Origin of the sequence: Saccharopolyspora sp. NPDC050389, assembly GCF_040655595.1 — a bacterium.
Classification (GTDB): Bacteria; Actinomycetota; Actinomycetes; order Mycobacteriales; family Pseudonocardiaceae; genus Saccharopolyspora.
The window spans coordinates 73,844-96,856 of sequence record NZ_JBFAKG010000003.1 but is presented as its reverse complement, the minus strand read 5'-3'; the positions used below and the strand labels follow the sequence as shown (position 1 = coordinate 96,856).

The 23,013-nt window shown below is 69.1% G+C and carries 23 protein-coding genes and 2 pseudogenes; 22 read left to right on the top strand and 3 right to left on the bottom strand.

What is annotated here, in order from left to right:
- Positions 1-34 precede the first annotated feature (34 nt).
- Positions 35-511, top strand: coding sequence for a nitroreductase family deazaflavin-dependent oxidoreductase (locus AB0I53_RS02735; RefSeq protein WP_358595371.1), 477 nt, complete (start codon positions 35-37; stop codon positions 509-511).
- A 109-nt stretch (positions 512-620) separates the two neighbouring features.
- On the opposite strand, the gene AB0I53_RS02730 is transcribed toward AB0I53_RS02735, so the two are convergent.
- The gene (locus tag AB0I53_RS02730) at positions 621-1,073 is read right to left on the bottom strand and encodes a hypothetical protein (protein WP_358595368.1); all 453 of its coding nucleotides are present in this window, start codon (positions 1,071-1,073) and stop codon (positions 621-623) included.
- Positions 1,074-1,194: 121 nt separating this feature from the next.
- Positions 1,195-1,904, bottom strand: a pseudogene (locus AB0I53_RS02725) (SRPBCC family protein).
- Between the two features lie 744 nt (positions 1,905-2,648).
- Between AB0I53_RS02725 and AB0I53_RS02720 the strand changes: the two are divergent.
- The 5 genes and pseudogenes from AB0I53_RS02720 to AB0I53_RS02700 all read left to right on the top strand — a co-directional run bounded on the left by AB0I53_RS02720 (position 2,649) and on the right by AB0I53_RS02700 (position 7,230).
- Entirely contained in the window at positions 2,649-4,550 is a 1,902-nt protein-coding gene (locus AB0I53_RS02720; protein ID WP_358595365.1) for a TIGR04222 domain-containing membrane protein, read from the top strand.
- 107 nt (positions 4,551-4,657) lie between these two features.
- Positions 4,658-4,879 (top strand): annotated as a pseudogene (locus AB0I53_RS02715) (transposase); the annotation flags it as partial.
- Positions 4,880-5,165: 286 nt separating this feature from the next.
- The gene (locus AB0I53_RS02710; RefSeq protein ID WP_358595362.1) at positions 5,166-5,990 is read left to right on the top strand and encodes a sigma factor-like helix-turn-helix DNA-binding protein; all 825 of its coding nucleotides are present in this window, start codon (positions 5,166-5,168) and stop codon (positions 5,988-5,990) included.
- A 38-nt stretch (positions 5,991-6,028) separates the two neighbouring features.
- Complete coding sequence (locus AB0I53_RS02705) at positions 6,029-6,802, top strand: NAD(P)H-binding protein (RefSeq protein ID WP_358595359.1); 774 nt, start codon at positions 6,029-6,031, stop codon at positions 6,800-6,802.
- Positions 6,802-7,230, top strand: coding sequence for a hypothetical protein (locus AB0I53_RS02700; RefSeq protein WP_358595356.1), 429 nt, complete (start codon positions 6,802-6,804; stop codon positions 7,228-7,230). Before AB0I53_RS02705 ends, AB0I53_RS02700 begins: the two co-directional genes overlap by 1 nt.
- A gap of 617 nt (positions 7,231-7,847) precedes the next feature.
- Here the strand turns inward: AB0I53_RS02700 and AB0I53_RS02695 are convergent.
- The gene (locus AB0I53_RS02695; protein ID WP_358595353.1) at positions 7,848-9,407 is read right to left on the bottom strand and encodes an FAD-dependent monooxygenase; all 1,560 of its coding nucleotides are present in this window, start codon (positions 9,405-9,407) and stop codon (positions 7,848-7,850) included.
- A gap of 1,840 nt (positions 9,408-11,247) precedes the next feature.
- Here AB0I53_RS02695 and AB0I53_RS02690 point away from each other — a divergent pair.
- From AB0I53_RS02690 to fabG, 16 genes are all read left to right on the top strand, one after another.
- The gene (locus tag AB0I53_RS02690) at positions 11,248-12,066 is read left to right on the top strand and encodes a hypothetical protein (protein ID WP_358595350.1); all 819 of its coding nucleotides are present in this window, start codon (positions 11,248-11,250) and stop codon (positions 12,064-12,066) included.
- Between the two features lie 46 nt (positions 12,067-12,112).
- A complete protein-coding gene (locus AB0I53_RS02685) occupies positions 12,113-12,907 on the top strand; it encodes a hypothetical protein (RefSeq protein WP_358595347.1) in 795 nt (264 codons plus the stop codon).
- A 203-nt stretch (positions 12,908-13,110) separates the two neighbouring features.
- On the top strand, positions 13,111-13,362 hold the full coding sequence (locus AB0I53_RS02680) for an acyl carrier protein (RefSeq protein ID WP_358595344.1): 252 nt from the start codon (positions 13,111-13,113) through the stop codon (positions 13,360-13,362).
- A gap of 88 nt (positions 13,363-13,450) precedes the next feature.
- The gene (locus AB0I53_RS02675) at positions 13,451-14,686 is read left to right on the top strand and encodes a beta-ketoacyl-[acyl-carrier-protein] synthase family protein (RefSeq protein WP_358595342.1); all 1,236 of its coding nucleotides are present in this window, start codon (positions 13,451-13,453) and stop codon (positions 14,684-14,686) included.
- Positions 14,687-14,717: 31 nt separating this feature from the next.
- Positions 14,718-15,860, top strand: coding sequence for a beta-ketoacyl synthase N-terminal-like domain-containing protein (locus tag AB0I53_RS02670; protein ID WP_358595340.1), 1,143 nt, complete (start codon positions 14,718-14,720; stop codon positions 15,858-15,860).
- A complete protein-coding gene (locus AB0I53_RS02665) occupies positions 15,860-16,804 on the top strand; it encodes a beta-ketoacyl synthase N-terminal-like domain-containing protein (RefSeq protein WP_358595337.1) in 945 nt (314 codons plus the stop codon). The genes AB0I53_RS02670 and AB0I53_RS02665 overlap by 1 nt, the downstream gene beginning before the upstream one ends.
- Entirely contained in the window at positions 16,801-17,649 is an 849-nt protein-coding gene (locus AB0I53_RS02660; RefSeq protein WP_358595335.1) for an alpha/beta fold hydrolase, read from the top strand. Before AB0I53_RS02665 ends, AB0I53_RS02660 begins: the two co-directional genes overlap by 4 nt.
- Before the next feature lie 40 nt (positions 17,650-17,689).
- Positions 17,690-18,694 (top strand): hypothetical protein, encoded by a 1,005-nt coding sequence (locus tag AB0I53_RS02655; protein ID WP_358595332.1) that lies wholly within the window; start codon positions 17,690-17,692, stop codon positions 18,692-18,694.
- Positions 18,695-18,724: 30 nt separating this feature from the next.
- Positions 18,725-19,051 carry a hypothetical protein gene (locus AB0I53_RS02650; protein WP_358595329.1) on the top strand — a complete coding sequence of 109 codons (327 nt, stop codon included), beginning with the start codon at positions 18,725-18,727 and terminating at the stop codon, positions 19,049-19,051.
- 1 nt (position 19,052) lies between these two features.
- Entirely contained in the window at positions 19,053-19,460 is a 408-nt protein-coding gene (locus AB0I53_RS02645; protein ID WP_358595326.1) for a hypothetical protein, read from the top strand.
- A 26-nt stretch (positions 19,461-19,486) separates the two neighbouring features.
- Entirely contained in the window at positions 19,487-19,858 is a 372-nt protein-coding gene (locus AB0I53_RS02640; RefSeq protein WP_358595324.1) for a hypothetical protein, read from the top strand.
- A 43-nt stretch (positions 19,859-19,901) separates the two neighbouring features.
- On the top strand, positions 19,902-21,032 hold the full coding sequence (locus tag AB0I53_RS02635; protein ID WP_358595321.1) for a beta-ketoacyl synthase N-terminal-like domain-containing protein: 1,131 nt from the start codon (positions 19,902-19,904) through the stop codon (positions 21,030-21,032).
- 30 nt (positions 21,033-21,062) lie between these two features.
- On the top strand, positions 21,063-21,323 hold the full coding sequence (locus AB0I53_RS02630; protein ID WP_358595318.1) for a phosphopantetheine-binding protein: 261 nt from the start codon (positions 21,063-21,065) through the stop codon (positions 21,321-21,323).
- A complete protein-coding gene (locus AB0I53_RS02625) occupies positions 21,323-21,694 on the top strand; it encodes a hypothetical protein (protein ID WP_358595315.1) in 372 nt (123 codons plus the stop codon). The genes AB0I53_RS02630 and AB0I53_RS02625 overlap by 1 nt, the downstream gene beginning before the upstream one ends.
- Positions 21,691-22,206, top strand: a complete 516-nt coding sequence (locus AB0I53_RS02620; RefSeq protein ID WP_358595312.1) for a 3-hydroxyacyl-ACP dehydratase — start codon at positions 21,691-21,693, stop codon at positions 22,204-22,206. The genes AB0I53_RS02625 and AB0I53_RS02620 overlap by 4 nt, the downstream gene beginning before the upstream one ends.
- Positions 22,203-22,943 (top strand): 3-oxoacyl-[acyl-carrier-protein] reductase, encoded by a 741-nt coding sequence (gene fabG / locus AB0I53_RS02615; protein ID WP_358595309.1) that lies wholly within the window; start codon positions 22,203-22,205, stop codon positions 22,941-22,943. Before AB0I53_RS02620 ends, fabG begins: the two co-directional genes overlap by 4 nt.
- Positions 22,944-23,013 lie beyond the last annotated feature (70 nt).

Genomic DNA, 23,013 nt, shown 5'->3' with positions numbered 1-23,013 from the left:
CGAATCGACCGGCCGAGAGCCGACGGGAGTGAGCATGGCCGTGACCGACCGGAAACCGCGTGGCGCGCTGCGCATCCTGCTGCGCGCGCCGATCTGGCTCTACCGGGCGAGACTCGGGTGGCTGGCCGGGCACCGGTTGCTCTACCTGGCCCACCGGGGCCGGCGAACCGGCGCCCGGCGGGAAGTGGTCGTGGAGGTCGTGGGCTACGACCCGGAGGTCCCGGAAGTCGTGGTGGTGGCGGCGTGGGGCAAGAACCCCGACTGGTACCGGAACATCCAAGCGGCCCCGGCCATCGATGTGCGCCTCGGCGCACGCCGATGGCCGGAGCCCGACCACCGCTTCCTCGAAGGCCGAGAGGTCCAGAAGGTGCTGCTGGCCTACCAGAAGGCCCACCCGAAAGCCTGGAAGCGCCTCGCGCCACTCCTCGGCTTCCCGGCAACCCCAACGGACCCCCGCTGGCCCGAGGTAGCCGAAGCCACCCGCGCAATAGCATTCAAACCATCCCGCTGAACACAGCGGGGATTTCCGTTGGAGCCGAGAGGAATCCGAAGTTCCGAAACCTGTCGCTCAGGCGTCCCGCCAGTCGTTCATGAGCGGGCTTGGCCGATCGCGAGAGGCATCATCCAAGGGGTGGCTCGGCGTGATTTTCCGGGGCTGCGTCGTACCTGCGGGAACCGTCTCCCTCCGCAGGTTCCGTTCGGGGTCGTTCTGCCGCCTGGCGAAGCGGCGGGGGATTCCTGCGCTGGCGGTGGTTGGCTATGGCGACCGCGATCGCCGTGGCGACTACGAGGGCCGCGAAGGCCGGGTTCATGTCCTTGGACAGGCTTGGTGCTCGGTCCGGTCCGATCGCCCAGAGGGCTAGGGGTATGGCGTAGACCGCCGCGAGCGCGGCGGCCCACCACCGGAGTGCTCGGAGGCGTGTATCGCTGAGGGTGCCGATCAGCACGAGCACGACCGGGACCACCGCCACCATGGCGAACTGGCCGATGATCAGGACCGGCGTGGCCCACGCCGAGATGGTGACGAGCCTTGCGGCGGGGAAGCGGTTGCGGTGCGGTGTTGCGGTGACCATTCGTCTCCTCCTGGAGTCGAGGCGTAGCGCGTGGAATCCGTTGCTGCGCGACTAAGTTCGCGTTGATCGGACGGCCATGCCTCCGGCGCGATCTCTTTGGCGTGGTGCCGCTGGGGGCGCGTCAGGCGTTGTCCGTCGGGTGGTGGTTGCCGGACTCGACGGTGGCCTTGAGGGCCGCCAGCCATGCCTCCAGGCCCTTTCCGAGGTGATCGGTTGCCAGGGGCACGTTGGCGTCGACCTGCGGGCCGGTGTGGGTTTCCTCGGTGCGCACCAGGACACCGCCGTTGACCTTGGTGAAGTTCCAGACGTGGACGCCGTCGATGTGCAGCCCTTCGCCGACCGCGGGCCCGGTCCAGCGGATGCACTTGTTGTGCTGCAGTTGCTGGACGGTGGAGGTGATGACCAGCGCGGTGGCGGGGCTGACCGGGGTGGGAGGCACCGGGGTGGTCCACCGGAACCGCGAGTGCTTCCGGAACGGGCCCGGGTCCAGGCGTTTCGCGGAGGCGACGGGCTCCTGCCAGGACGGCCAGCGCGCCACGTCGGTCTGCAGATTCCAGACGGTGCTCAACGGTGCCTTGATGAAGGTCTCGGTCCGGTACCGGACCTTGGCGGCGGGGTCGACACCTTCTCCCCGCGGCAGGTCAGCGAAGCCGGGCCGGCGGCATGACCGGCCGCGGCGGCCTGGGCTGGAGCGACGGTGGCGCCGAGAATGCCTGCGGCCAGCGGAATCGCGAGCAGGGCGGCACGTGCACCACCCCGGCGGCGACGGGTCCGTGCGGTGTGGGGCAGGGCCTGCGGGTTCGGCGAGGTGCTCGGGTGGATGCCGGACATGATTCTTCTCCTCGTTGGGCGGCTGGTCTCGCGTTGTGTTATATCTAATAACGATGGTTAGAAGGTATAACCAGCTTGCAGTGAGTGTCAATAGCGAAAGTAATAGCCTCTAACTAGAGGTTGGTGGTGCTGACCGGCCTGAAGGTGACCGACGATGGGCGCGGGCGGGACGAGCCCGTGGGAGCGCTACCAGGCCAGTCGCACGTGGAGATCAAGCACCTTCCATGATCGTCGCGTCGGTCACCGGCCTGGTCGAGGAATCAATCAGTGGGCTGGCTTCTTCGCTCACGAATGGTTCCCGGGCATTCCGACCTGGGCGACAGTCCTAGTACTCCAGTCGGACTTCGTGATCTTGGCAGGTGAGGCCGGCGAAGACGGGCGCGGCCACGGACCAGGAACAGTGAACTTACGATCTACGGTTGGAGTATCAGGACGCTGGTCCCGCAAACGGGTGGATCGGCGGACTTCTCGGCGAACTCGGTGAACCAGACCGCGGCCGGCCAGCCGGAAACCGTGTGTCGGTGGCCGGAGGATCATCCGGCCACCGAATATTTTACGCCGCAAGGTATTTTTCCCGGATGACGGCCGGGTTCGGTGTTCGTGGCCGGGCCGGAGCCGGTAGACTGCCGAGCCGTCGCGGGGACCGGTATCGAGTTCTGGGGACTCGACCACGAATGCTTCGGTGTGGGGACACCGGATTCGTCCGCCGGATCCACCGGACACGATGCGCATGGTGGAGTTCGCATGGGGTTTACGCCGGAAGCGATCGAGGCCGGGCCGTACGTGGCCGTGTATGCCGTCCTGCTCTGCGCGGTTTCGGCCGTCCGGGTGGGCGCCTACTTCTGGGCGCAGTCCAGGGCGGTCGCTCGCACGGCACCTTCGTTGGGGCCCTACGACGTGGCCGCGGTGTCCGGTTATTCGTACCGGGTCGTCGAGACCGCGCTGGCGGGCCTGGTGGATTCGGGCGCGGTCACCGTCCATCCCGGCGATCCCACCGAATTCCGTCCCCGACCCGACGCCGGGCAGCGTGTTCAGGATCCCGTGCAGCGGCAGGTACTCGAGCTGTTGCCGAGCCATGCGAACCTGCACTCGCTGACCAGGGCGTTCACCCGGACCGAGACCGCCGCCGGCTTGCGGCGCAGGCTGGTGTCCGCGGGATTCCTGCTCAGCTACCCAGGACGCGAGCTCCTCACATGGATCACCTGGGCGCTGCTCCCGCTCACAGTGCTCACGATGGTGGTCTGGCAATGGGCGTCGAAAGCGACCGGCCTGCCCCTGTTCCCCGAGGTCTTCGTGTCCGCTGCCGCCGCCATCTGGTGGGGAATGTCGCTGCCGTTGACGGGCACTCGGCGAGCGAAGCGGCTGAGGGCGATGATCGCATCGGTGGAGCGCAAGTACCGGCCCACGGACAGACAGAAGAAAAAAGACAAGGTCCCGGCGGAAACGGTGGTGCGGAAGGTGCGCGAGGCAGTCACCGCGCGTGCCGGGGAGTGGGGTCTGGCTCCCGGATGGATCGACTCCGCGACCGGCATGGTGCCCTTCCTCGGCTGGAGCGGGTACAGCGCCGAACGGGGCGAACATCTTGAACCCCAACGGTACTGGACACCGGGCACCCGGAGGGCCAGGCCGAAATCCGGGCCACGCCGCGATCTCGGATGGCGCTACCGGGCCCTGGGTGTGGCATGCGGCGTGCTCGCGCTGGGAGTTGTGTTTCCCGGAATGCTGTTCCTGAATGTGTTCTCCATCCCGCTGTTCCTGGTTTGCAGTGCGGTCGGCGCCCGGCTGGCGATGCGAGGGAAGAAACATCTCGCCGCGGACGGGCGCGAGGTGTTGCGCACCAGCTATGCCCCGCCGGTGCTGTATCTCCGGTCGTTCGCCCATGACGCCCTGCTCGAACGGCATGCGCCGTTCCGGTCGCTCATGGCCGCTCTGGGCTCCGGAGGCTCGTATCTCGAGGAACTGGCCACCGCGGTCCGTCGTTTCGGCACGTTCGTCGCGATCGGGAATCCCGGTAACCCGCTGCCCGCGCTGGGACCCGCGCACATCTACGTTCCGCCGGAACCGGATCCCGGCCCGGATCTCCAGCGGTGGCAGGCCGAAGTACTCAATCTGATGCACGGCGCCTCGCTCGTGCTGATCTCGGCGGGACACAGCGAGGGTCTGCGGTGGGAGTTCGCGCAGGCGACTTCGCTGATGCCGCCGGAACGACTGGTGGTCCTCGTCCCGCTCAACCGCGAGGAATACGCGCGATTCCGGGAGCGCACCCACATGTACTTCCGCGCGGGTCTGCCCGCCGACCCGCGCAAACGCTCTGTCCGGAATAAGGAGCAGATCCACGGGCTGATCTACTTCGACCGTGACTGGACGCCGCATTTCGTCGCGTTCCGCCGCCACGCACTCCTGCAACTGCACCTGGGCCGGATCGTGATCCGCCCCAGCCTGCGCCGGGTGCGGAACCGGCTGACACATGCGCTGTATCCGGTCTTCCGCAGCAACCGGGTCGGCTGGCCGGGCATCGTGCTTCCCGTTCCCTTCGGCCGGGCCAGCCGTCATCGAGTCGTCCCGGGATTGTCCGTTGCGAGGGCACTGCTGCTCGCCGTGGTGCTGAGCATCGCGGCTGCCGTGGTGTCCAGCTTCACCGGCTAGTGCTCCAGCCGGGCTTCGTGATCTCGGCTGGTGGGGGCGCTGGAAGGCAGGGGCGGCCACCAGTTGATCATGAATGGTTGGGCTGGCAGGACAAGTTCGACGAGCTGATGGCGCGGGTGGCGAAGCGGTTCAGGCGAGTGGAGCCGCGTCGGCGGGTGCGAGCGTTCGTGGAGGGTTTGCTGTCGGATCTGCCGCGCAAGAACTGCTGGACGATTGCCCAGCATGCTGAAGAGGCGACGCCGGACGGGATGCAGCACCTACTGTCGCGAGGGGCGTGGGAGGCCGACGAGGTGCGCGAGGACGTGCGGGAGATCGCGGTGGAACATCTCGGTGACTGCGGGAAGCACGAATCCAGCAGCGCGATGGCGGGCCGAATAGCGCATCACCCAGTAGATCAACGGGCGTTGTCCGGCACGACGAGCGCGCCAGACAGGCTGGCCCGGCGCCGCAAGTAACATGGTGATCGTGGTCAGCAGCGGTGTCATGTGGGAGCCACGGCGGTGAGCCCCGCAGCGGGAGATCCAGGATCAGTGCTGGTCGTGGAGTTCGAGCGGCAGCGGCCACGGCTGTTCGGGTTGGCGTACCGGATGCTCGGTTCGGCCGCGGACGCGGAGGATGTCGTTCAGGACGTTTTCCTGCGGTGGCCACCGCACCGAGCCCGGCTCGGTCGAGAAGCCGTCCGCGTGGCTGGTCAAGGTCACCACCAACCTGTGTCTGAACCGGCTCGGGTCGGCTCCGAGTCGTCGAGAACTCCATGCCGGGCCGTGGCTGCCCGAGCCCGTGCTGACCTCTGACGGCGAGTTGGGGCCGATGGAGACGGCCGAGCAACGAGACATGGTGTTGCTGGCCTTCCTGGTGCTCGCCGAACGGCTCACTCCGGGGGAGCGGGCGGTTTTCGTGCTGCGTGAGGCGTTCGGCTACAGCCATCGCGAGGTGGCTGAGCTGGTCGAGCTTTCGGAGCCGAACTGCCGGCAGTTGCACAGTCGCGCGCGCAAACGGCTAGCCGACGCCCGGCTCCTGCGGTCTGGGGGCGACGTCCCCGAGAATCGTGCGCTGGTCGAGCGGTTCCTCGACGCCGCGCGCGGCGGTGACCTGGCCAGCCTGGAGCGGATGCTCGCCGAGGACGTCACGTCGGTCGCCGACGGTGGCGGCACGCCCGGTGTCGCCCGGTTGCCGGTGCGCGGCGCGGAGAAGGTGGCGCGGTACCTGGCGACCGTCACCGGCCGATACGCCGAAGGCCTCACGGTGTCGATCCGGGAGGTGAACGGGACGCCTGCGTTGCTCGGCTGGTTCGGGCCGACACTGCTCGGCGTGTTCGTCCCGGAGATTGCGGACGGCCGGATCACCGGCATCCGGATCGTGGCCAACCCGGACAAACTCCGGTTCCTCGGCGCGCAGTTGGCCCGGCTGTCACATTCCGGGGAGTTGTCCGGTTCCTAGTGGTGCAAGGCGAGATTTCCGGCCACACGGAGCAAGAGATGACGAAACAGGTTCTGGTTACCGGGGGCACCGGACGGCTCGGGCGCGCATTGGTGCCGCGGCTGCTCGACTCGGGCGACGACTTGCGGGTGCTGACCCGCCGGGAGCATGAGCAGGTCGCGCACGGGTGGGTGGTCGGCGATCTGCGCACCGGGCGCGGGCTGGCCGCTGCCGTCGCCGACGTGGACGTGATCATCCACCTGGCGACCACCAACGGACGTGGCGACGTTGCCGCGACCCGCAATCTGATCGAGGCCGCGGAGGCGGCCGGTCAACCGCACCTGGTGTACGTGTCGATCGTCGGCATCGACAAGGTCGCGCTCGGCTACTACCGGGCGAAGTTGGCGTGCGAACGACTGGTCGAGCGGTCCGGGCTGCCGTGGACGATCCTGCGCACGACCCAGTTTCACGACCTGATCACCGCGATCTGCGACGCGCAGCGCGCGCTGCCGGTGAACATGGCGCCGTCGAAAGTGCGTTTCCAGCCGATCGACGTCACCGAGGTGGCCGGCCGACTCGTCGCGATCGCGGACGGCCCGGCCGCGCAGCGGGTGCCGGACCTGGGCGGGCCGGAGGTGCGGGATGCCGCCGAGCTCGCCCGGACCTATCTCCGGGCGATCGGCCGTCGCCGACCGGTGTGGTCAGTTCCCTTGCCTGGCAAGGCAATCCGGGACTATCGCGCGGGCCATCACCTCACCCCGGGGCGGGCGGTCGGACGCGTCACGTTCGACGACTTCCTGGCCGGAGACCGTGCGCACGGACGGAGCCGGTGATGCGGCGGCTGCTTCGCGCGGGTCTCGGCTTTCTCGCCGCGACCCAGACCGTCGTTGGCGTGTGGGCGCTATTCCTCCCGGCGCGGTTCTTCGCGCTCGAGGTGGTCGGCATGGGCATGGCCTACAACGAGCATCTGATGCGTGACTACGGCGCCATGACGCTTGCCAGTGCCGTCGTGCTCGGCGCCGCGACCATCCACATGGGACAGTGGATGACCCGGACCGCGTTCGTCATGTACCTGGCTTGGGCGGTCCCGCACTTTCTCGTGCACCTGACCATGCTCGATCACCTCGCGCCGTCGACCGCCACGCTTCTCATGGTCGCGCTCGGCCTCGCGATCGCCTTGCCGGCCGGTTTGCTCGTGCTCACCGAGCGGGAACCCCGGACCTTCGACGATTCGAGGACCGGCTCCGGAACCGATCGGTGATCGACGGGCCGCTGGCAAAGCACCAGGCGGCGAGCATCGGGTCGCAGTTCGCGCAGCCATGAAGAGCGCTCGGCGAACGGGACGGCGTTGGTCGTCGGAGCCGGCTTGGCAGGCCTGACGGCCGCGCAACGGTTTGACGAAGCCTGCGCCGACGTGATGGTTCTCGCGGTGCCCGGATCGCCCGACGGCAGTTTGACCGTCGCGGTCATCACCTCCGCGGACTCCGGGATGGACGGCGGCAGCAGGTGCGGCAACGTCGTCAGAATGCTGTTGGACGGCTTGGGTGTCCCTGTCATGCAGCCGACGTCAATCGGCAACCGGACCACACGAGTGGACCGGCCGCTGGAGGATTTCCTTCACCACTTGCACGGGAACTTCGCGGCCCACCAGCGCCGCGAAGCGCTCGTCGCGCGCACTCACGACCCCGGCGCCGTCAGTGCTCGAACCGCCCGGACTTGTGGTAGCGGTGACGGAAGGGCCCTCGCAGGAGTGATCCTGCGAGGGCCCTTCCGGTTCGCCGCGCCTCGGTCAGGCGAGGAGCGGGCCCCGCGGTGCGGTGTCCCGGAGGACGTCGCACGCCGCGAAGGCCCGTTCAACGGCCCTTCCGCGGAGCAGCGTCACTTCTTCTTCGCGCGGCCGTACCGCAGCATGCCTTCCAGCCACTGGTCGAGGCCGTCCGACTGGGGTTCACCGCGCCACGCCAGGTGGCCGTCCGGTCGCACCAACCAGACCTCGTCGGCCTCCCCACGGCCCTTCTTGCTGGCAGCGTTCGACGCCTTGCGCTCCAGCACCACGAAGTGCTCTTCGCCCAGCCGCTGCCGGACCACGTCGACGCACGGGTCCGCGCCGCCCGCGGGCACGAGCAGCACCCAACGCCCGTGGAACTCGTCGTACAGCCGGGTGCGGCGACGGTCCGACGACCGAACGCACTCGAAGTCGCCGACCGTGTCGCCGGGCACCGGCTTGGAGTCGAACCGGGATCCACCGCCCAGCGGGCCGCCCCGGTACGTCTCCCACAGCTGCGAGTGGGTGTAGGTGCTCAGGGTTTCGAAGCCGGGGAGCTTGACCAGCGGCGCGACCACCTGGTCCCGCACGAACCGCACGATCGGGTTGCGCATCTTCTCGATCTGGCTGGGTGCGGTCTTGCCGAGGACGATCTCGGCCGCGATCGGGCGGCGCTCGCCCTGGTAGGTCTCCAGCAGCGCCTCGCTCGCCTTGCCCTGGATGACGAGGGAGAGCTTCCAGGCCAGGTTCTCCGCGTCGCCCATGCCGGTGTGGATCGCGGGCCCGCCGAACGGCACGTGCGGGTGGGCCGCGTCACCGGCCACCAGGACGCGGCCTTCGCGGTAGTTGTCCACGATCCTGGCGTGCGAGACGAACGTGAGCTTCGTGGTCGTGTCGCGGAACTCGATGCCGCCGTAGGGGGAACGCTCGGCCAGCACGGTCCGCACCCGCGAAACGATCTCGTCGTCGGTGGGCTTCTCGGTGCCCTGGTCGGGGTCGAGCGCCAGGAGGCGCCACAGGTTGTTGCCGCCGTCCGGGTCGATCATCGGCATGGCGCCGACCCGCCCGTCGGGGTGGATCCAGCTCGTCAGACCGCCCCGGTCGAGGTCCCAGTCGATGTGCGCGTCGACCAACAGGTAGCGCTTGCTGCGGCCGATGTAGCCGATCCCGGCGGCCTTCCGGACCATGCTCTCGGCACCGTCGCAGCCGACCAGCCAGCGCGCGCGGACCTTCTCGCCGTTGGCGAGCACCGCGGTCACGCCGGTCGGCTCCTGCTCGATGTCGACCAGTCCGCAGTCCCATTCGACGGCTCCGCCGAAGCCCGCCCAGTGCTCCCGCAGGGCGCCCTCGATCTTCCCCTGGTTGATCAGCATCGGGGGAGCCAGGTTCTCCTTGCCCGGCGTGGTGTAGCGCAGCCGGATCGGCTGCCGCCCCAGGTGGGCGGTGGCCCTGGTGAGCAGCGGCGTCTCGTTGGGCAGGTTGCCCAGCGAACCCATCCGCTGCATCACTTCGGATCCCGGACCGTGCACCGAGCTCGACACCCGCACGGGCGCGCTGGGGGCCCGGTCCATCAGTCGTACCGAAACGCCCTGGAGCGCCAGGTAGTTGGCGAGCGTCAGGCCCGCCGGTCCGGCGCCGATCACCAGCACGTCTGTCGTTGATTTACTGCTCATTCTGGGCTCCACGGGGGTGATTTATCGGGACCTTGCGACGATTGCCTTCGCAGCACCGCGTCCAGGCCTTGATCCAGCGAGGACGCCGGTCGCCGCGCGGTTGTCCGGGCGCGGCGGGATTTCGCTGGCGTAGAACCGGCGCTCCGGCCGCCTCCGGGATCTGGTCCGGGGACAGCGGTGGCGAGGGCTGTTGATCACGCTTTTCACATGCCGTTCGGGCGGGTGCCCTGGGCGGGCCCGGATTCGGGTCCCGCTGACCGGCTGGACGATCCTGATCGGCACGCCGGCTCCGCGACGGGACGGGTGGTTCTCAGGCCGTTTCCCCCCGCGCGGATTTCGGTTGCCACTGTTCCCACTCCTTCCGGATTTCCTGCGAGAATGTGCAGAATGTAGGAAGATCGCGATCTTGTGCACAAGCGTTTGGACAGCAAGTTGCCACCGCTTCGCGTGTCACCGAACGGCGCCTCGGAGGGGTGGCAGTTACCTGCCACCGCCGACGTCCGGTGTCGCCCCAGTTGTCCACAAGAGACATTTCTGGAAAGAACTGTTCAGCGAGCGGCGCGAACTGACGCGATCAATGCTGGCGCGGTCCCGTTTGGTGATCGCCAGCGCGCTCCAACTCAATGACCGGGTGTCATTTGGCGCGATCTGCTGGAGTGCGCGGATCAAGGCAGTCCACAATATATCGCCGTGATCAGCGTCCGGAAAATCAGGCCCTTCGGCGACGGAACCGGATGCGATTTCGCCGCAACGCCGTGTCGCCGACGAAGATGGGGCCCGCGCCGTCATCGATGCGCGACTGTTCGAGGCGAAGGACGGGCGCGGCGCAACTGCGGAGGTTGGAACCTGCGGCAAGGGCAATGTTCGACCTGGTCCGCCGCACGAGCGCTCCGGCCGCGGTGCGGGCCGGTTCGAACTGCGATGGCGGAGTTGGGGCGAAACCGCGGCAGCGGGTGAGTTCGCATCGCGCCCACCTTCTGCGAGCCGCTCGTCCATTCCTTTCGTCGGGTGAGTTCCGTCTTGTCGCCGGTCACCTGAGTGGCAGGTCAAGCGAGCTTGGATCACCCGAACAGCCTCCGGCAATCCTTTCGAGGCAGCGTGAAAGGTGGCGGCTACGCGGTGTGTGCGAAATCACAATCGAGTGCTTTTGCCGAAGAAGCGCCAGCACCATCGCGCTTGCGGCGATTAGGTCGCGATTCCCATTCGTCGGGGGTGTGCAGATGAGCAATCCCGTCGGTGCCGGTGGGCCGGGCGGCCGTCGGCTCGTCCGGCCGAAGGGCTTCCGCTCCAACGGCGATCGTGCCGTTCGGACGGTGGAGCTGCGCCAGGTCCGAATGCGGATCCTGTTCGTGCGCACGAGGAATTCGTCGCCGGCCGCCGCATCGTGCAGCCGACGGCAGGCAGCGGGGAGCGGGGCGTCGTCCGTCGTGGGAACGGCCGGGGAGCCGGCCGCGAGACCGGCTCCCCGGTGGGCTCCGTGCGGCCGGCACGCGTCCCGGTCGTGTTCCTCGGTTCGCGTTCGACTTTGAGGATGGGCGCCGGGAAGCGGTAATGCGGTGTCAGTTCACCCTGGGGTGAAAGGTGGTTGGTGGCCTTCCCACTCGCTGGCTAGTGTTGGACCAGGTGGGTGGCTGAAGATTTCGGTCACGACGGCGTAGTCCGCTGCTCGGAGTTTGCAGTGGGCGCCGTTCTTCCGCGTATTCGGCGCTATCGGTTCCGTGGTTTCGCCGTTCGGCGAAGCGGTTACTTCCTGTGTTCGTGGGAAGGTCGGGTGGGCTTGTTGGCAGTTCGTGCTGATCGAATGCGACTTGGATGGTCCAGGAGTTGAATAGTGTTCGAATTGGCTTTCGCTTCTGAAGGTTCGGTAAGGAGCCTGCGCGAGATTGCCGCGAAGGTGCGGCGGGGCGATGTCGACGACGTCGGTGACGTCGACGACGGGCTGGAACGCTCGCTGTTGCAGGCAAACGAGCTGATCGAGACCGCGGTGCACGAACACCGCCGGCGATCGTCGCAGAGCTCCTTCGTGATGGTCGGGCTCGACGAGGATCTGCGGTGCACGGTGGGACAGCTGGTGGCGCGGGCCGAGAGATCCTTGTCCGTCGCCGTTTCCATGCCCTCCGATGCAGAACTCCTTTGTTCGGAAACAGGAATCGGCGCCGCGGTGGACGTCCGGGTGCTCAGCACGCCGCAAGCACTGGGGGTGGACCGCGCGAAGGAGATGCTGCGTCGGCCGGAATGCGAGATCAGGCTGTCCCGGAGCTCCTTGCAGGGTGTCGTCCTGGTGGACGGCCAGGTCGCGTTGCTGCGGTCGAACTCGGGACCTGCGGACCGGCAGGCGTCGATCATCCGCCTGCCCGCGGTGGTCCGGGCCTTGGAGTCGCTGTTCGTCGCCTCCTGGGAGACCGGCAGGCCGCTGCCGGACCACTTGCTTCCCCTCGAACGCCGGCGCGAGGAGCCGGTGCAGCGGATCTTGGAGCACCTGAGGGCGGGGCACACCGACACCCAATCGGCGCAGAAGCTCGGCATCTCGCTCCGGACCTACCGCCGTCAGGTGGCCTGCATCATGCAGGAGCTCGGGGCCAAATCGAGGTTCCAGGCCGGTGCCCTCGCGGTCGAAGCGGGCCTGCTGGACGCGCGGGGTACGGCGCAGGATTCGTGACATCTCGGGTCGGGTTTGCGGAGAGGCGAACGCAGTGGAGCATTCGATGGTCGGGGACCATGCGACGCACGGGGGTGCCTGCGAGCAGGCGGAGTTGGGGCACCTGGTGGATGGGATCGAGCAGGCGTTGCTGGAGGTGCGTGCGCTCATCGGGGCCACCGTCGCCGAGCACCGGGAGAAATCCGCGTCCGACCCGGCGTTCCCGGTCGTGGGCCGGGACGTCGACGCGGCGCTGAAGGCGATGGCGCACCTGGTCGGCCGGGCGCGGAACAACGTCGACGTGGTGCTCGCCTCGAACTCGGAGTTGCGCATGTCGGCGCATTCGGTGCTGCGCACCCTCGCTCGCTTCGCGGGCGACCAGGTGCGGGTCAGATTGCTCTGCGCCCCGGCGGTGCTCGACCTGACGCTCTTGCGGGCGGGTGACGAGCAGCGGGCGCCGTTCGAGGCGCGGTTCGGTCGGATCAGTTCGCTGGAGGCCGTCGTCGTCGACGGACGGACCGCGCTCGTGCGTTCGGACGGGACGTGCGACGAGCAGGCGGTCGTCGTCCGTGCCGCACCGGTGATCCGTGCGCTGGGGGACCTGTTCGCCGACGTTTGGCGCAATGCGCGGCCCGTGGCGAAGCCCGTCGACTTCGGCGGCCGGGCGCACACCGAGTTCGCGCAGCGGGTGTTGAAGATGCTCTACGACGGCCACACCGACGAGGTGGCCGCGCGGGAACTCGCCGTGTCGGTCCGCACGTACCGGCGCTATGTAGCCGAAATCGTGGAGCTGTTGGGGGCGAACTCGCGTTTCCAAGCCGGCGTGCGGGCTGCCGAGATCGGATTGCTGCCCGCGTCGTGAAGGGGCACTGCTCGAAAGTTTCTTCCTGTGCACCAAGGGATTCGAATGGCAGTTGGTTGCCAACCAGGTTGTTCGGCGGTGCGCGGCCGGCGGCTGATGGCAGCTTGTGGCCGCAGGCCTTGTTGTTCGATCCGGGCCGGCAATAGCGTCGAGCCACGCTCGCGCGGAAGTCGCGAACCACGAGTTGGGGCGGAAGGGGCGTTATGGCTGCGCTTTTGGAAGAACGCAAGGAAGAGATCAAGGACATCGTCTGCGACATCCTGGAGATCGATCCCGACGAGCTGACGGACGTGAGCCTCTTCAAGGAGGAGCACGACGCGGACTCCCTGCGCGCGATCGAGATCCTCGCGGCCCTGGAGAAGAAGTTCGGCGTCGTCATCGACCAGTCCGAACTGGGTCGGATGGTGAACCTCGAAGGTGTGTACTCGGTTTTCGTTGAGGCGGCCGACAAGTAGCCGGTGCCCTGGCTCGCCGGGATCCCGTTCTCGGCTTCGAAATCTCCTGCCGAACGCCCAAGCAGAACGCCTAGGAGGCGAGGAAACCATGCGCGACGCCACGACCCATCGCGTTGTCATCACCGGTATCGGTGCGGTTTCCAGCATCGGCATCGGGGCGCCGGAATTCCTGGCGGGACTGCGCGCGGGCGACAGTGCGGTCAAACCGATAAGCGCGTTCGACACCAGCGGGTACGAGCATTCCTTGGGATGCGAGATCGATGATTTCGAACCGCAGCAGTGGATTCGCAACATCGCGCCCGACGGCCTCGGCAGGGCGAGCCAGTTCTCGGTCGCCGCCGCCCGCATGGCCGTCGACGACGCCGGGCTCAGCGAAGAGGACCTGCGCGACCGGCGCTGCGTGAGCGCGATCGGCACGACCGACGGCGAGGCACGCGACCTGGACCAGCTGGTCGAAACCGAACTGCGGTCCGGGCCCGACGACATGGACCCGGCGGTGGCCGCGCGAGTCCCGGCAGGCCGGCTCTCGACCGCTGTCGCCGGCGAGTTCGGGCTGCGCGACGTCGAGGCGGTGACCCTCCCGACCGCCTGCGCCGCCGGGAACTACGCCATCGGCTACGGCTTCGACGCCATCAGGGCGGGCGACGTGGACTTCGCGCTCTGCGGCGGCGCGGATGCCCTGTGCCGCAAGACGTTCACCGGGTTCTACCGCATCGGGACCATCGCCCCGGAGCGGTGCCAGCCCTTCGACAAGGACCGCAAGGGGATCCTCACCGGAGAGGGCGCGGGCGTCCTCGTCCTGGAAAGCCTGGAGTCCGCTCTGGCCCGTGGAGCCCGCATCCACGCCGAGGTGCTCGGGTTCGGGCTCAACTGCGATGCGTTCCACCCGGTCGCGCCGAACGAGGACAGCGTGGCCCGGTGCATGCGGCTCGCCCTCGACGACGCGGGCGTCAAGCCGGGCGAGGTCGACTTCATCTCCGCGCACGGCACCGGGACCAAGGCCAACGACGTCACCGAGGCCTCGGCGATCCGGCGGGTGTTCGGCGCGGACACCGCACCGCGCACGATCTCGATCAAATCGATGCTAGGGCACACCATGGGCGCTGCGAGCGCGCTCGCCTCGATCGCCTGCGTGCTCGCGATCACCGAGAACTTCATCCCGCCGACGATCAACCACGTCGAGACCGACCCGGAGTGCGGAGTCGACTGCGTGCCCAACGAGGCGGTCGACGCGCAACCGCGGATCGTGCAGAACAACGGCCTCGCGTTCGGCGGCAACAACGCCGTCGTGATCTACGGCAAGTACGAAGAGGAGCGGGTGTGACACGGCTTTGCGCGCACAAGAGGCGTTCCCGATGAGCTGCCTGATCACCGGCACCGGAGCGGTGGCGAGCATCGGGAACACCGCCGACGAGGTCTTCGACGCGCTCTGCGCGGGCCGCAGCGGCCTGGCACCGCTGCGGGGCTTCGACAGCGACAAGTTCCGCGCCAACAACGCCTACGAGATCGATGACCGCCCGGCGTCGGGAGGTGACGTGCCATCGCGCGCCACGGACTGGCTGCTGCGGGCGGTTGCCGAGGCGTTGCGGGACGCCGGCCTCGGCGAAGACTTGTCCGACGTGCCCGTGCTCGTCGGAACGGGGCTGCGCGAACTGCGGTCCGTCGAGCTGAAGTGGCGCGACGGCGCCGAGTTCGACCTGGACCGGCTGCACTTCGGCACGGCGCTGCGGGAACGCTTCGGAGCCGCCCGGACCTACACGTTCTCCAATGCCTGCTCGGCTTCCCTGCACACGTTGGCGATGGGCAGCGATATGATCGCCGCCGGGCTCGCCGACACCGTCGTCGTCGCCGGCGTGGACACCGTCACGGAAAGCATGTTCGGGCTGCTCGACCGGGTCCAGCTCGATCCACCGGACCGTGTGAGGCCATTCGACCGGGCCCGCCGGGGCACGCTCATGGGCGACGGGGCGGCGGCGGTGGTGCTGCGCCGGGACGACCCCGCGGCGCTGGCCGAAGCCAGCGGTCGGCTGCGTGCCGCGAGCATGAACTGCGACGCGGCCCACGCGACCGCGCCCGACGCGCACAGCATCGCCGACGCCATTCGCGCGGCGCACGAGCTGGCCGGCGTCAAAGCTCGTGACATCGACCTGATCCTTTTGCACGGCACCGGAACCCCGCTCAACGACGAGGCGGAGGCAACCGCGCTCAGCGAGGTCTTCGGTGCCGACATCGAGCTGCCGCTGCTGACGGCGCTGAAGTCGATGACCGGCCACACCTCGGGCGGGTCGGGGCTGTTGAGCCTGATCGTCGCCGTGCGGGCGCTGGCATCCGGCCAGATCCCACCCGCCACCGGCCTGACCGACCCGACGGCCGATGCCGAGCGCTTCCGGTTCGTCCGTGACCGACGCCGGTACGCGGACCTCAGGCTGGCCCAGGTCAACGCCTTCGGCTTCGGCGGTGTCAACGCGGTCGCCGTCGTGGAAGGAGTGGACGGCTGATGCGGATCGTCGTAACGGGTGTCGGCCTGGCGCTGCCCGGCGCTGAAGACCCCGCGGCGCTGCTGCGCACCGACGGGCAGCGCGGCGAGCCAGTGGACCCGGGGGCCCGGATCGGACGTCGCGGCTTGCGCTACAAGGACCGCGCCTCACAGCTCGCCTTGTGTGCGGCAGCGGAGGTGCTGGCCGACGCCGGTCTGCTCCCGGCAGACGGCGGGTTGACCGTCGCCGGTGAATCGGTAGCCGTCGTGGCGAGCTCGAACCTCGGCAACCTGGACACCGTCTGCGACGTCGCGTCGGCCATCGCCGAGGAGTCCACGGATCGCATCAGCCCGATGGCCCTGCCCAACGCTTCGAGCAACGTCGTCGCGTCGTCGGTCGCCATGAAGTTCGGCCTGCGCGGCCCGAACCTGATGCTCTGCAACGGTCCGACCTCAGGCTTGGACGCCGTGCACTGGGGTGCGGCCCTGGTCGCCGCCGGGCGTTGCGAACGCGCCCTCGTCGTCGGGGTGGAGACGCGCAACCACGTGGTCGAGGCGCTCACCGGCGAGGTCGACCTGCTGGACGGTGCGGTCGCGCTGGTGGTGGAAAGCGATGAGGCGGCACGGGCGCGCGGTGCCCGGGCGGTCGCCGAACTCGGGCAGTACTCCCGAGAGGGCAGCGTCGCCGCATGCGTCGACCGGGTGCTCGCTGGCGGAGGCGTGCCCGGCATCTGGTTCACCCCGGACGCCGACGAACGGCCAGAGGTCACCCCGGGAACACCGCGCCACGACGTGACGGGTGCCTTCGGGCTCGCCTCCGGCGCGCTCGGCGTGCTGCAGTGCGCCGCCGCGATCGGCTGGTTCGGCGCAGGCGGAGGCGGTTCCGCGCTGGTCACCGCGGGCGACGACGCGGCCGACGGGGTCGCCGGAATGGTGTTGCGGTCAGCGGGAAAAGGGGAGCGATGAGTGCTGACACGTCGGCTTCGCCGAGCCAGGTAGCCCTTCTCGGCGGCCGGAAACCGGTCACGGTGCGGTGCGCGAGGACGGCGGAGGTGCCCGACGACCCGATTCGCGTCCTCCTGGTGCACGGGCTGGGCAGCAACGCCGCGATCTGGGACGCGTTCGTCGCGCTGGCCGACCCCAGGTGCGAGCTCTGGGTCGCCGAACTGCCTTGGCGCGGCACGGGAATCGCCGGCTGGACCTCGCAGCCGGTCGAGGAGTGGATCGACCAGGCGGTCGCCCAACTTCCGAGCGGCCCGGACGTGGTCGTCGCTCATTCCTTCGGGACCAACGCCGTGCTCAGCTGGCTCGACCGGCAGGACACCGGACCCAGCGGCCGGATCGCGGTCGGGGAGCGGGAAATGCGCGGCGTCGTCCTCGTCTCGCCGCTCTACCGCGCCGAACAGGAGGACTTCGACTGGGATTCGATCGGCTACTACCTGCACAACTTCGACCAGATCCTGGCCGCGGGCATGCGGGTGCGGCCGGGCAGCAGGCGCCTCTCGCCCGAGCAGCGGCTGGCCATCGCGGTGAAGGTGCGCGACCTCATCGGGCCCTACGGCTGGATCCGGTTCCTCGATACCTACCTGCGCATGCCGGAGGTGCGCACCGAACGGCTGCTGATGCCGTTCCTCGTCATCGGCGGCGAGTCGGATTCCATCGCCTTCCCCGCCGACTCGGAAGCCCTCGGCAAGGCGCTGCCGGACGCGTCGGTGCACATCCTCCCGGGCAGCGAGCACTTCCCGATGGTCGCGTCGGCGGAGTCGTTCGCCGACCTGGCAAACACGTTCCTCCGCACCCTCTCGGCCTGATCACCGCCAGGAGCCCGTCACCCAACATGGAGCGCAACCGATGACCGCCGACACCGAGCCGGTACTGACGAAGTCCCTGTTCGCCAACACCACCCACGTGGCGCTGCGGCCCCGCTACGAGGGCTCCAACATCTGCACGTGGATCGGCTTCAAGCACGTCAACTACCTCGTCGAGGAGGCCGTGCTGGAGCACTTCCGCAGTGCGGGCCTGGGCGCCCGCAGCCTGTTCGAGGAATACGGCCTGGGGCTGGACATCGTCGACCTGGACACCCGCATCCTGCACGCGCTGCACATGGACGACCTCGCCGAGGCGGAGGTCGTCTCGGTGACGAAACCGGGCGATGCGGTGCTCGGCTTTCGCGTCACGCTGAGCCTGGAGCGCGCCGGTCAACCGACCAAGGCGGTGGTCGCCAAGGTCAAGGTTTCGCTGCGCCCAACGGACTACCTGCCCGCCACCGGCTCACCACCCGCAGAACTGGCCGGTTTCGTCGTGCCCAAGCTCGGCGCGCACCTGCCCGCCAAGCGCCCCACCGCGACCGTCGAGCCCGCCGACAACACCGCCCTCCAGCAGGGGCGCGGGACCACCGGCGGTGACCCGGTCCTGGAGCGGCTCACCGCCGGGGAGAACGCCTTCGGCTGGAAGTGGCGTATCCCCTACCCGTACTGCCACTTCACCGAGCGGCTGCAGATGTCGGGCTACCTGCGGCAGATGGAGGAGGTCGTCGACCTGTTCCTCGCCGACCGCGGCATCTCCATCAGGGAACTGCTGGCCGACCGCAGGTGGATCCCGGTCGTCCCGCACTCGAACATCCAGATCCTGGACGAGGCCCTGATGGAGGAGGATCTCTACACCACCTACACCGTCGAGGGCGTGTTCAAGGACTTCACCTACACCTCGCGGATGGACTGCTACGTCGTTCGCGACGGCAGGCTCGTGCAGACCGCCACCGGGCGGATCACCCACGGCTACGCCCTGATCGAGAGCCGCAGCGACTGGCGACTGGTCAACTTCGACGAGCGCGTGGTGCGCGCGCTGGGCGGTTGACGGGCCCAGGCGGCGCGGGAACGGAGACCCATGCACGAGTACTTGCTGATCGACAGCGGCGGCCCCCGAGCGGGCGCCGAATGCGACCGGTTCGTCGGCGACGCGGTCCGGTTGCTCGAAGGCGGCGACGCGGTGGCGCTCCTGCTCATCGAGAACGCCGCGCCAGCTGCGGTGCGGGACGCATTCCCGAGCATCGACGGGTTCCTGCGCAACGGCGGCGAACTCTGGGTGGATTCGTTCTCCCTGCAACAGCGGGCCGTGCGCGCCGAAGATCTGGTCTCCGGCGCCCGGGTGGTGGAAATGGCCGACGTCGCCGAGAAACTGCTGGAGACCGGACTGCGGGCGGTGTGGCACTGAGATGGTGTGGACGGTTCCCCCCACGGACGTGCTGCTGAAGGTGCTGGGCGCACCGCACCAGACCGAGCTGGTGACCAGCGTGTTCCGGCTGGCGGATGCGCTACTCGACCGCGGTGCCGCCGTGCAGGTCTGGACGTGCGGCGACGCCACCGGCCTGACCCGGGTCAGCCTCGGCGACAGTAAACCGATCAACGTCGCCGATCGGCACGCCGATCACCCGTCGACAGCGCGGCTCGTGCGTGACCTGCTCGGCGCGCACCCGGACCGGCTCAACTGGTACGTCTGCCGCTTCTGCTGCGAAGACCGCGGCGCGGCCGAGCAGATCCCGGAGGTGCGCAAGCGCCCGCCGGCCAGGTTCTGGGAGCACGTGCAAGCGACCGACAAGATCCTGGCGATGGGGGTGTGCTGACGTTGGCGGCGAGCAGAAGCGTACTGATGATCATCGAGCGCGCCTACCGGGGATCGGTCGAGACGCAGTTCGCCGACGTCCTCTACTTCGTCCGCGAACTGCACCGCCAGAGTGGTGGTGTCGACATCGCGCTGCGCGGGCCGGCGGCCGCCTACGCGGTGGACACCGAGTTCGAGCCGGCCATCAGCATCGCGGGCCGGGTGCTCGACGCGCTGCCCGACCCCCGCCGCTCGCTGCGGCAGCTGCTCGACGACGGCGTCGGGGTCTGGGTCGAGGAGCCGGACCTGGCTGCCCTCGGCCCCAGCGCGCGGGGACGGCTGGTTCCCGGCGTGCACGTCGTTCCCGCGCACGAGCCGGCTTCGCGCTGGTCCGACTACGAACGGGTCTGGTTCTTCTGAGCCCGACCGCCCCGATCCGCCCGTCAAGCCGGAGGAAACACGAATGGCCCCCACCACCGCCGTCGGCAACCCGGTCATCTCCGCGTGGTCCACCATTTCCCCCTTCGGGTTGAGCAGTGCCGAGTTCGCCGAGGGGGTGCGCTCGGGGCGCAAGGCCGCGGTCCGGCTCGACCGCGACGAGTGGCGGGTGCCGTTCGAGGAGGCGCACCTGGTGCCCGGCTTCGACACCAGATCGGTGCTGGGCAGGCGCGGCACCCGCTCGATGGACCGGGCCAGCGGGCTGGCCGTGGCCGCGGTCGGCCGCCTGCTGGGCGGCGACGGCGGCGAGCGGTTGCCGGGGGTCGGCGAGGACACCGGGCTCGCGCTGGGAACCAGCACCGGGAGCGCCCAGAGCATGATGGACTTCACCCGGGACTCGCTGGTCGGCGAGCGGCCCTACCTGGTCGACCCGGCGCGCTTCCCGAACACGGTGATGAACTGCGCCGCCGGTCAGTCCGCCATCTGGCACCGCCTCAAAGGACCGAACACCACCATCGCCGGCGGGAGGGCCACCGGGCTGCTGGCCCTCCAGTACGCGCTGCGGCTGCAGAAGGCTGGTCGGGCGGAAACCTTGCTGTGCGGCGCGGTCGAGGAGTTCTCGACTGCGCGCGCCTGGCTCGAATGGCACGCCACCGATCGCCGGGACAACGTGCTGGGCGAGGGCGCCGCGGTGTGGTTGCTGGAGCGCGCCGACACCGCCCGGGCCAACGGCAGGCCGGGCATCGCCGAAGTCGTCGGCCTGGAGTTCGGTTTCGCGCGGGACGGGCAGGAGATCCGCCCGGTCCTCGGGGCCGGCCTGCGCCGCCTGCTGGACCGGGCCGGGGTGGCACCGGAGGAGATCTGGGCGGTCGCCGACTCGCAGGCGCCCGGGGCCGACGGCGAGGCGGAACGCGCGGCCATTGCCGGCGTGCTCGGCACCGCCGTCCCCCGGCGCGTGCCGTGCGCGGAGTTCATCGGGGACACCTCCGCGGCGTCCGCGGCGTTCCAGATCGCCGCTGTTCTGGCGCTCGCGGAGGACGGCGGAGCAGCCGGTGCCCGGACGGTCCTGGTCACCTCGGCGGAGTCGAACGGCGTCGTCGGAGCCGCCCTGCTGAAGCTGGTCGACCACCCGGAAGCCGCCCGATCCGGGAAGTAGCGCAGTACCGCCACGAAAGGGATGCACACGATGCCCGACACAAACGCGACGCCCATCGACCTGGAGGACCTGCGGCGCACCGTCGCAGAGGTGCTCGACGTCGAGGTGTCCGACGTGACCGATGACGCCCGGTTCGTGGAGGACCTCGGCGGCGATTCGCTGCTGGCGTTGGAGGTCATCGTCGTGCTGGAGAAGAAGTACGGGGTGAAGTTCACCGAGCCGGAGGTGCAGGGCCTGACATCCCTGCCGAGGACCCACGACCTGCTCGCGGCCAAACTGGGGGTCGCCTGATGAATGCGGCGTGCAGCCCGATCGCGGGCGCGATCGAGATCGAGGGCCAGGAGCTCGCGATGGTCGTCGAGCCCGGCGAACCCGTTTTCGCCGGCCACTACCCGGGATTCCCCATCTTCCCCGGGGTGTGCATCGTCGAGTTCGTCCACCGCGGCGCGCTGGCCACCGTCCCGGAACCCGAGCGGCGGTGGGAACTTTCGGGCATCGACAAGGTCCGGTTCACCAGTCCCGTCTTCCCGGGCGATTCGTTGACCGCGGACCTCAAGTGGCGGCGGCGCAGTGCGGGCTGGACCTGCGCAGCCTCGGTCGCCACCGAGCGCGGGCCCGCCGCGCAGGTCCGGATCAGCTTCGCGGAGAGGCGGCCGCGGTGACCGCGGGAGTCAGCGGAATCGCCGAGATCAAGCGGATCCTGCCGCACCGTCACCCGATGCTGCTCGTCGACCGGGTCGTCGATCTCGTGCCTGGCGAGCGGCTGACCGCGCTGAAGGCGGTCACCTGCAACGAGCCGTGGTACCGGGAGATCGCGGACGACGCCGACGACGAGGACTACGACTACCCAGCCGTGCTCCTGCTCGAATCCTGGTGCCAGGCGGCGGGATTGCTCATCGTCGGCGCGAAACCGAACCCCGACGTGCGCACCGGCGCGGTGATGCTCTTCGGCGGGGTCGCCGGCGTGCGCCGCACCGGGCGGGTCCGCCCCGGCGACGTCGTGGAGCACCGGGTCCGCCTGGCGCGGACGTTCACCGACACGGCGATCTTCGAAGGGGAGAGCGCGGTCGGCGGCGAGGCCGTGATGGAGATCGACCAGGTGGTGATGGCGCTGCGACCGGCATCCGAACTCACCGGCGCGGCCGCGGCCGGAGCGGAGGGGACAGGCGGATGACGGGGACAGGCAGGCGGGTCGCCCTGGTCACGGGCGGATCGCGGGGCATCGGCAGGGCGACCGTGCTGCGGCTGGCGCGGGACGGGTTCGACGTGGCGTTCTGCTACGCGTCGAACCCCGAAGCGGCTGCGCTGCTGGAGAAGGAAGCAGGCGACCTGGGATCGCGGGTGGTCGCCAAGCAGGCGGACGTGTCGCGGGCGGAAGCGGTGCGCGCGCTGGTCGCCGACGCCCAGGACGAACTCGGGTCCATCGACGTCGCGGTGACCTCCGCGGGCATCGTCCGGGACAACCCGCTGCTGCTGATGAAGGACGAGGACTGGCACCAGGTCCTGGACACCAACCTGGACGGCACGTACCACGTCTGCCGCTCGGTCGTCTTCGAGATGATGAAGCGAAAGCGGGGCTGCATCGTCAACATCTCGTCGGTGGCCGGGGTCCACGGCAACGCCACGCAGACCAACTACTCGGCGTCCAAGGCCGGGATCATCGGCTTCACCAAGGCGCTCGCCAAGGAGGTCGGGAAGTACGGCATCCGCGCGAACGTGGTGGCGCCGGGCTTCATCGAGACCGACATGACCGCCGGACTGTCCGAGAGCACCCGCGCGGCCGCGGCGGAGAACATCGCGCTGGGACGGTTCGGCCGACCGGAAGAGGTGGCCGACATGGTCGGCTACCTGGTGTCCGCCGAGTACGTGACCGGCAGCGTGCTGCAGATCGATGGCGGCATCGTCATCTGAGAGCCTGCCGGCGAATGCCGTCCTGGACATACATAAGGAGGGCGCCCACAGTCCAGGGAACCTCTCAGGT

Excerpts from the sequence above, each read along its gene's own strand:
- AB0I53_RS02735 (WP_358595371.1), top strand. The coding sequence starts at position 35 with ATGGCCGTGACCGACCGGAAACCGCGTGGCGCGCTGCGCATCCTGCTG.
- AB0I53_RS02730 (WP_358595368.1), bottom strand. The coding sequence starts at position 1,073 with ATGGTCACCGCAACACCGCACCGCAACCGCTTCCCCGCCGCAAGGCTC.
- AB0I53_RS02720 (WP_358595365.1), top strand. The coding sequence starts at position 2,649 with ATGGGGTTTACGCCGGAAGCGATCGAGGCCGGGCCGTACGTGGCCGTG.
- AB0I53_RS02710 (WP_358595362.1), top strand. The coding sequence starts at position 5,166 with ATGTCGTTCAGGACGTTTTCCTGCGGTGGCCACCGCACCGAGCCCGGC.
- AB0I53_RS02705 (WP_358595359.1), top strand. The coding sequence starts at position 6,029 with ATGACGAAACAGGTTCTGGTTACCGGGGGCACCGGACGGCTCGGGCGC.
- AB0I53_RS02700 (WP_358595356.1), top strand. The coding sequence starts at position 6,802 with ATGCGGCGGCTGCTTCGCGCGGGTCTCGGCTTTCTCGCCGCGACCCAG.
- AB0I53_RS02695 (WP_358595353.1), bottom strand. The coding sequence starts at position 9,407 with ATGAGCAGTAAATCAACGACAGACGTGCTGGTGATCGGCGCCGGACCG.
- AB0I53_RS02685 (WP_358595347.1), top strand. The coding sequence starts at position 12,113 with ATGGTCGGGGACCATGCGACGCACGGGGGTGCCTGCGAGCAGGCGGAG.
- AB0I53_RS02680 (WP_358595344.1), top strand. The coding sequence starts at position 13,111 with ATGGCTGCGCTTTTGGAAGAACGCAAGGAAGAGATCAAGGACATCGTC.
- AB0I53_RS02675 (WP_358595342.1), top strand. The coding sequence starts at position 13,451 with ATGCGCGACGCCACGACCCATCGCGTTGTCATCACCGGTATCGGTGCG.
- AB0I53_RS02670 (WP_358595340.1), top strand. The coding sequence starts at position 14,718 with ATGAGCTGCCTGATCACCGGCACCGGAGCGGTGGCGAGCATCGGGAAC.
- AB0I53_RS02665 (WP_358595337.1), top strand. The coding sequence starts at position 15,860 with ATGCGGATCGTCGTAACGGGTGTCGGCCTGGCGCTGCCCGGCGCTGAA.
- AB0I53_RS02660 (WP_358595335.1), top strand. The coding sequence starts at position 16,801 with ATGAGTGCTGACACGTCGGCTTCGCCGAGCCAGGTAGCCCTTCTCGGC.
- AB0I53_RS02655 (WP_358595332.1), top strand. The coding sequence starts at position 17,690 with ATGACCGCCGACACCGAGCCGGTACTGACGAAGTCCCTGTTCGCCAAC.
- AB0I53_RS02650 (WP_358595329.1), top strand. The coding sequence starts at position 18,725 with ATGCACGAGTACTTGCTGATCGACAGCGGCGGCCCCCGAGCGGGCGCC.
- AB0I53_RS02645 (WP_358595326.1), top strand. The coding sequence starts at position 19,053 with ATGGTGTGGACGGTTCCCCCCACGGACGTGCTGCTGAAGGTGCTGGGC.
- AB0I53_RS02640 (WP_358595324.1), top strand. The coding sequence starts at position 19,487 with ATGATCATCGAGCGCGCCTACCGGGGATCGGTCGAGACGCAGTTCGCC.
- AB0I53_RS02635 (WP_358595321.1), top strand. The coding sequence starts at position 19,902 with ATGGCCCCCACCACCGCCGTCGGCAACCCGGTCATCTCCGCGTGGTCC.
- AB0I53_RS02630 (WP_358595318.1), top strand. The coding sequence starts at position 21,063 with ATGCCCGACACAAACGCGACGCCCATCGACCTGGAGGACCTGCGGCGC.
- AB0I53_RS02625 (WP_358595315.1), top strand. The coding sequence starts at position 21,323 with ATGAATGCGGCGTGCAGCCCGATCGCGGGCGCGATCGAGATCGAGGGC.
- fabG (WP_358595309.1), top strand. The coding sequence starts at position 22,203 with ATGACGGGGACAGGCAGGCGGGTCGCCCTGGTCACGGGCGGATCGCGG.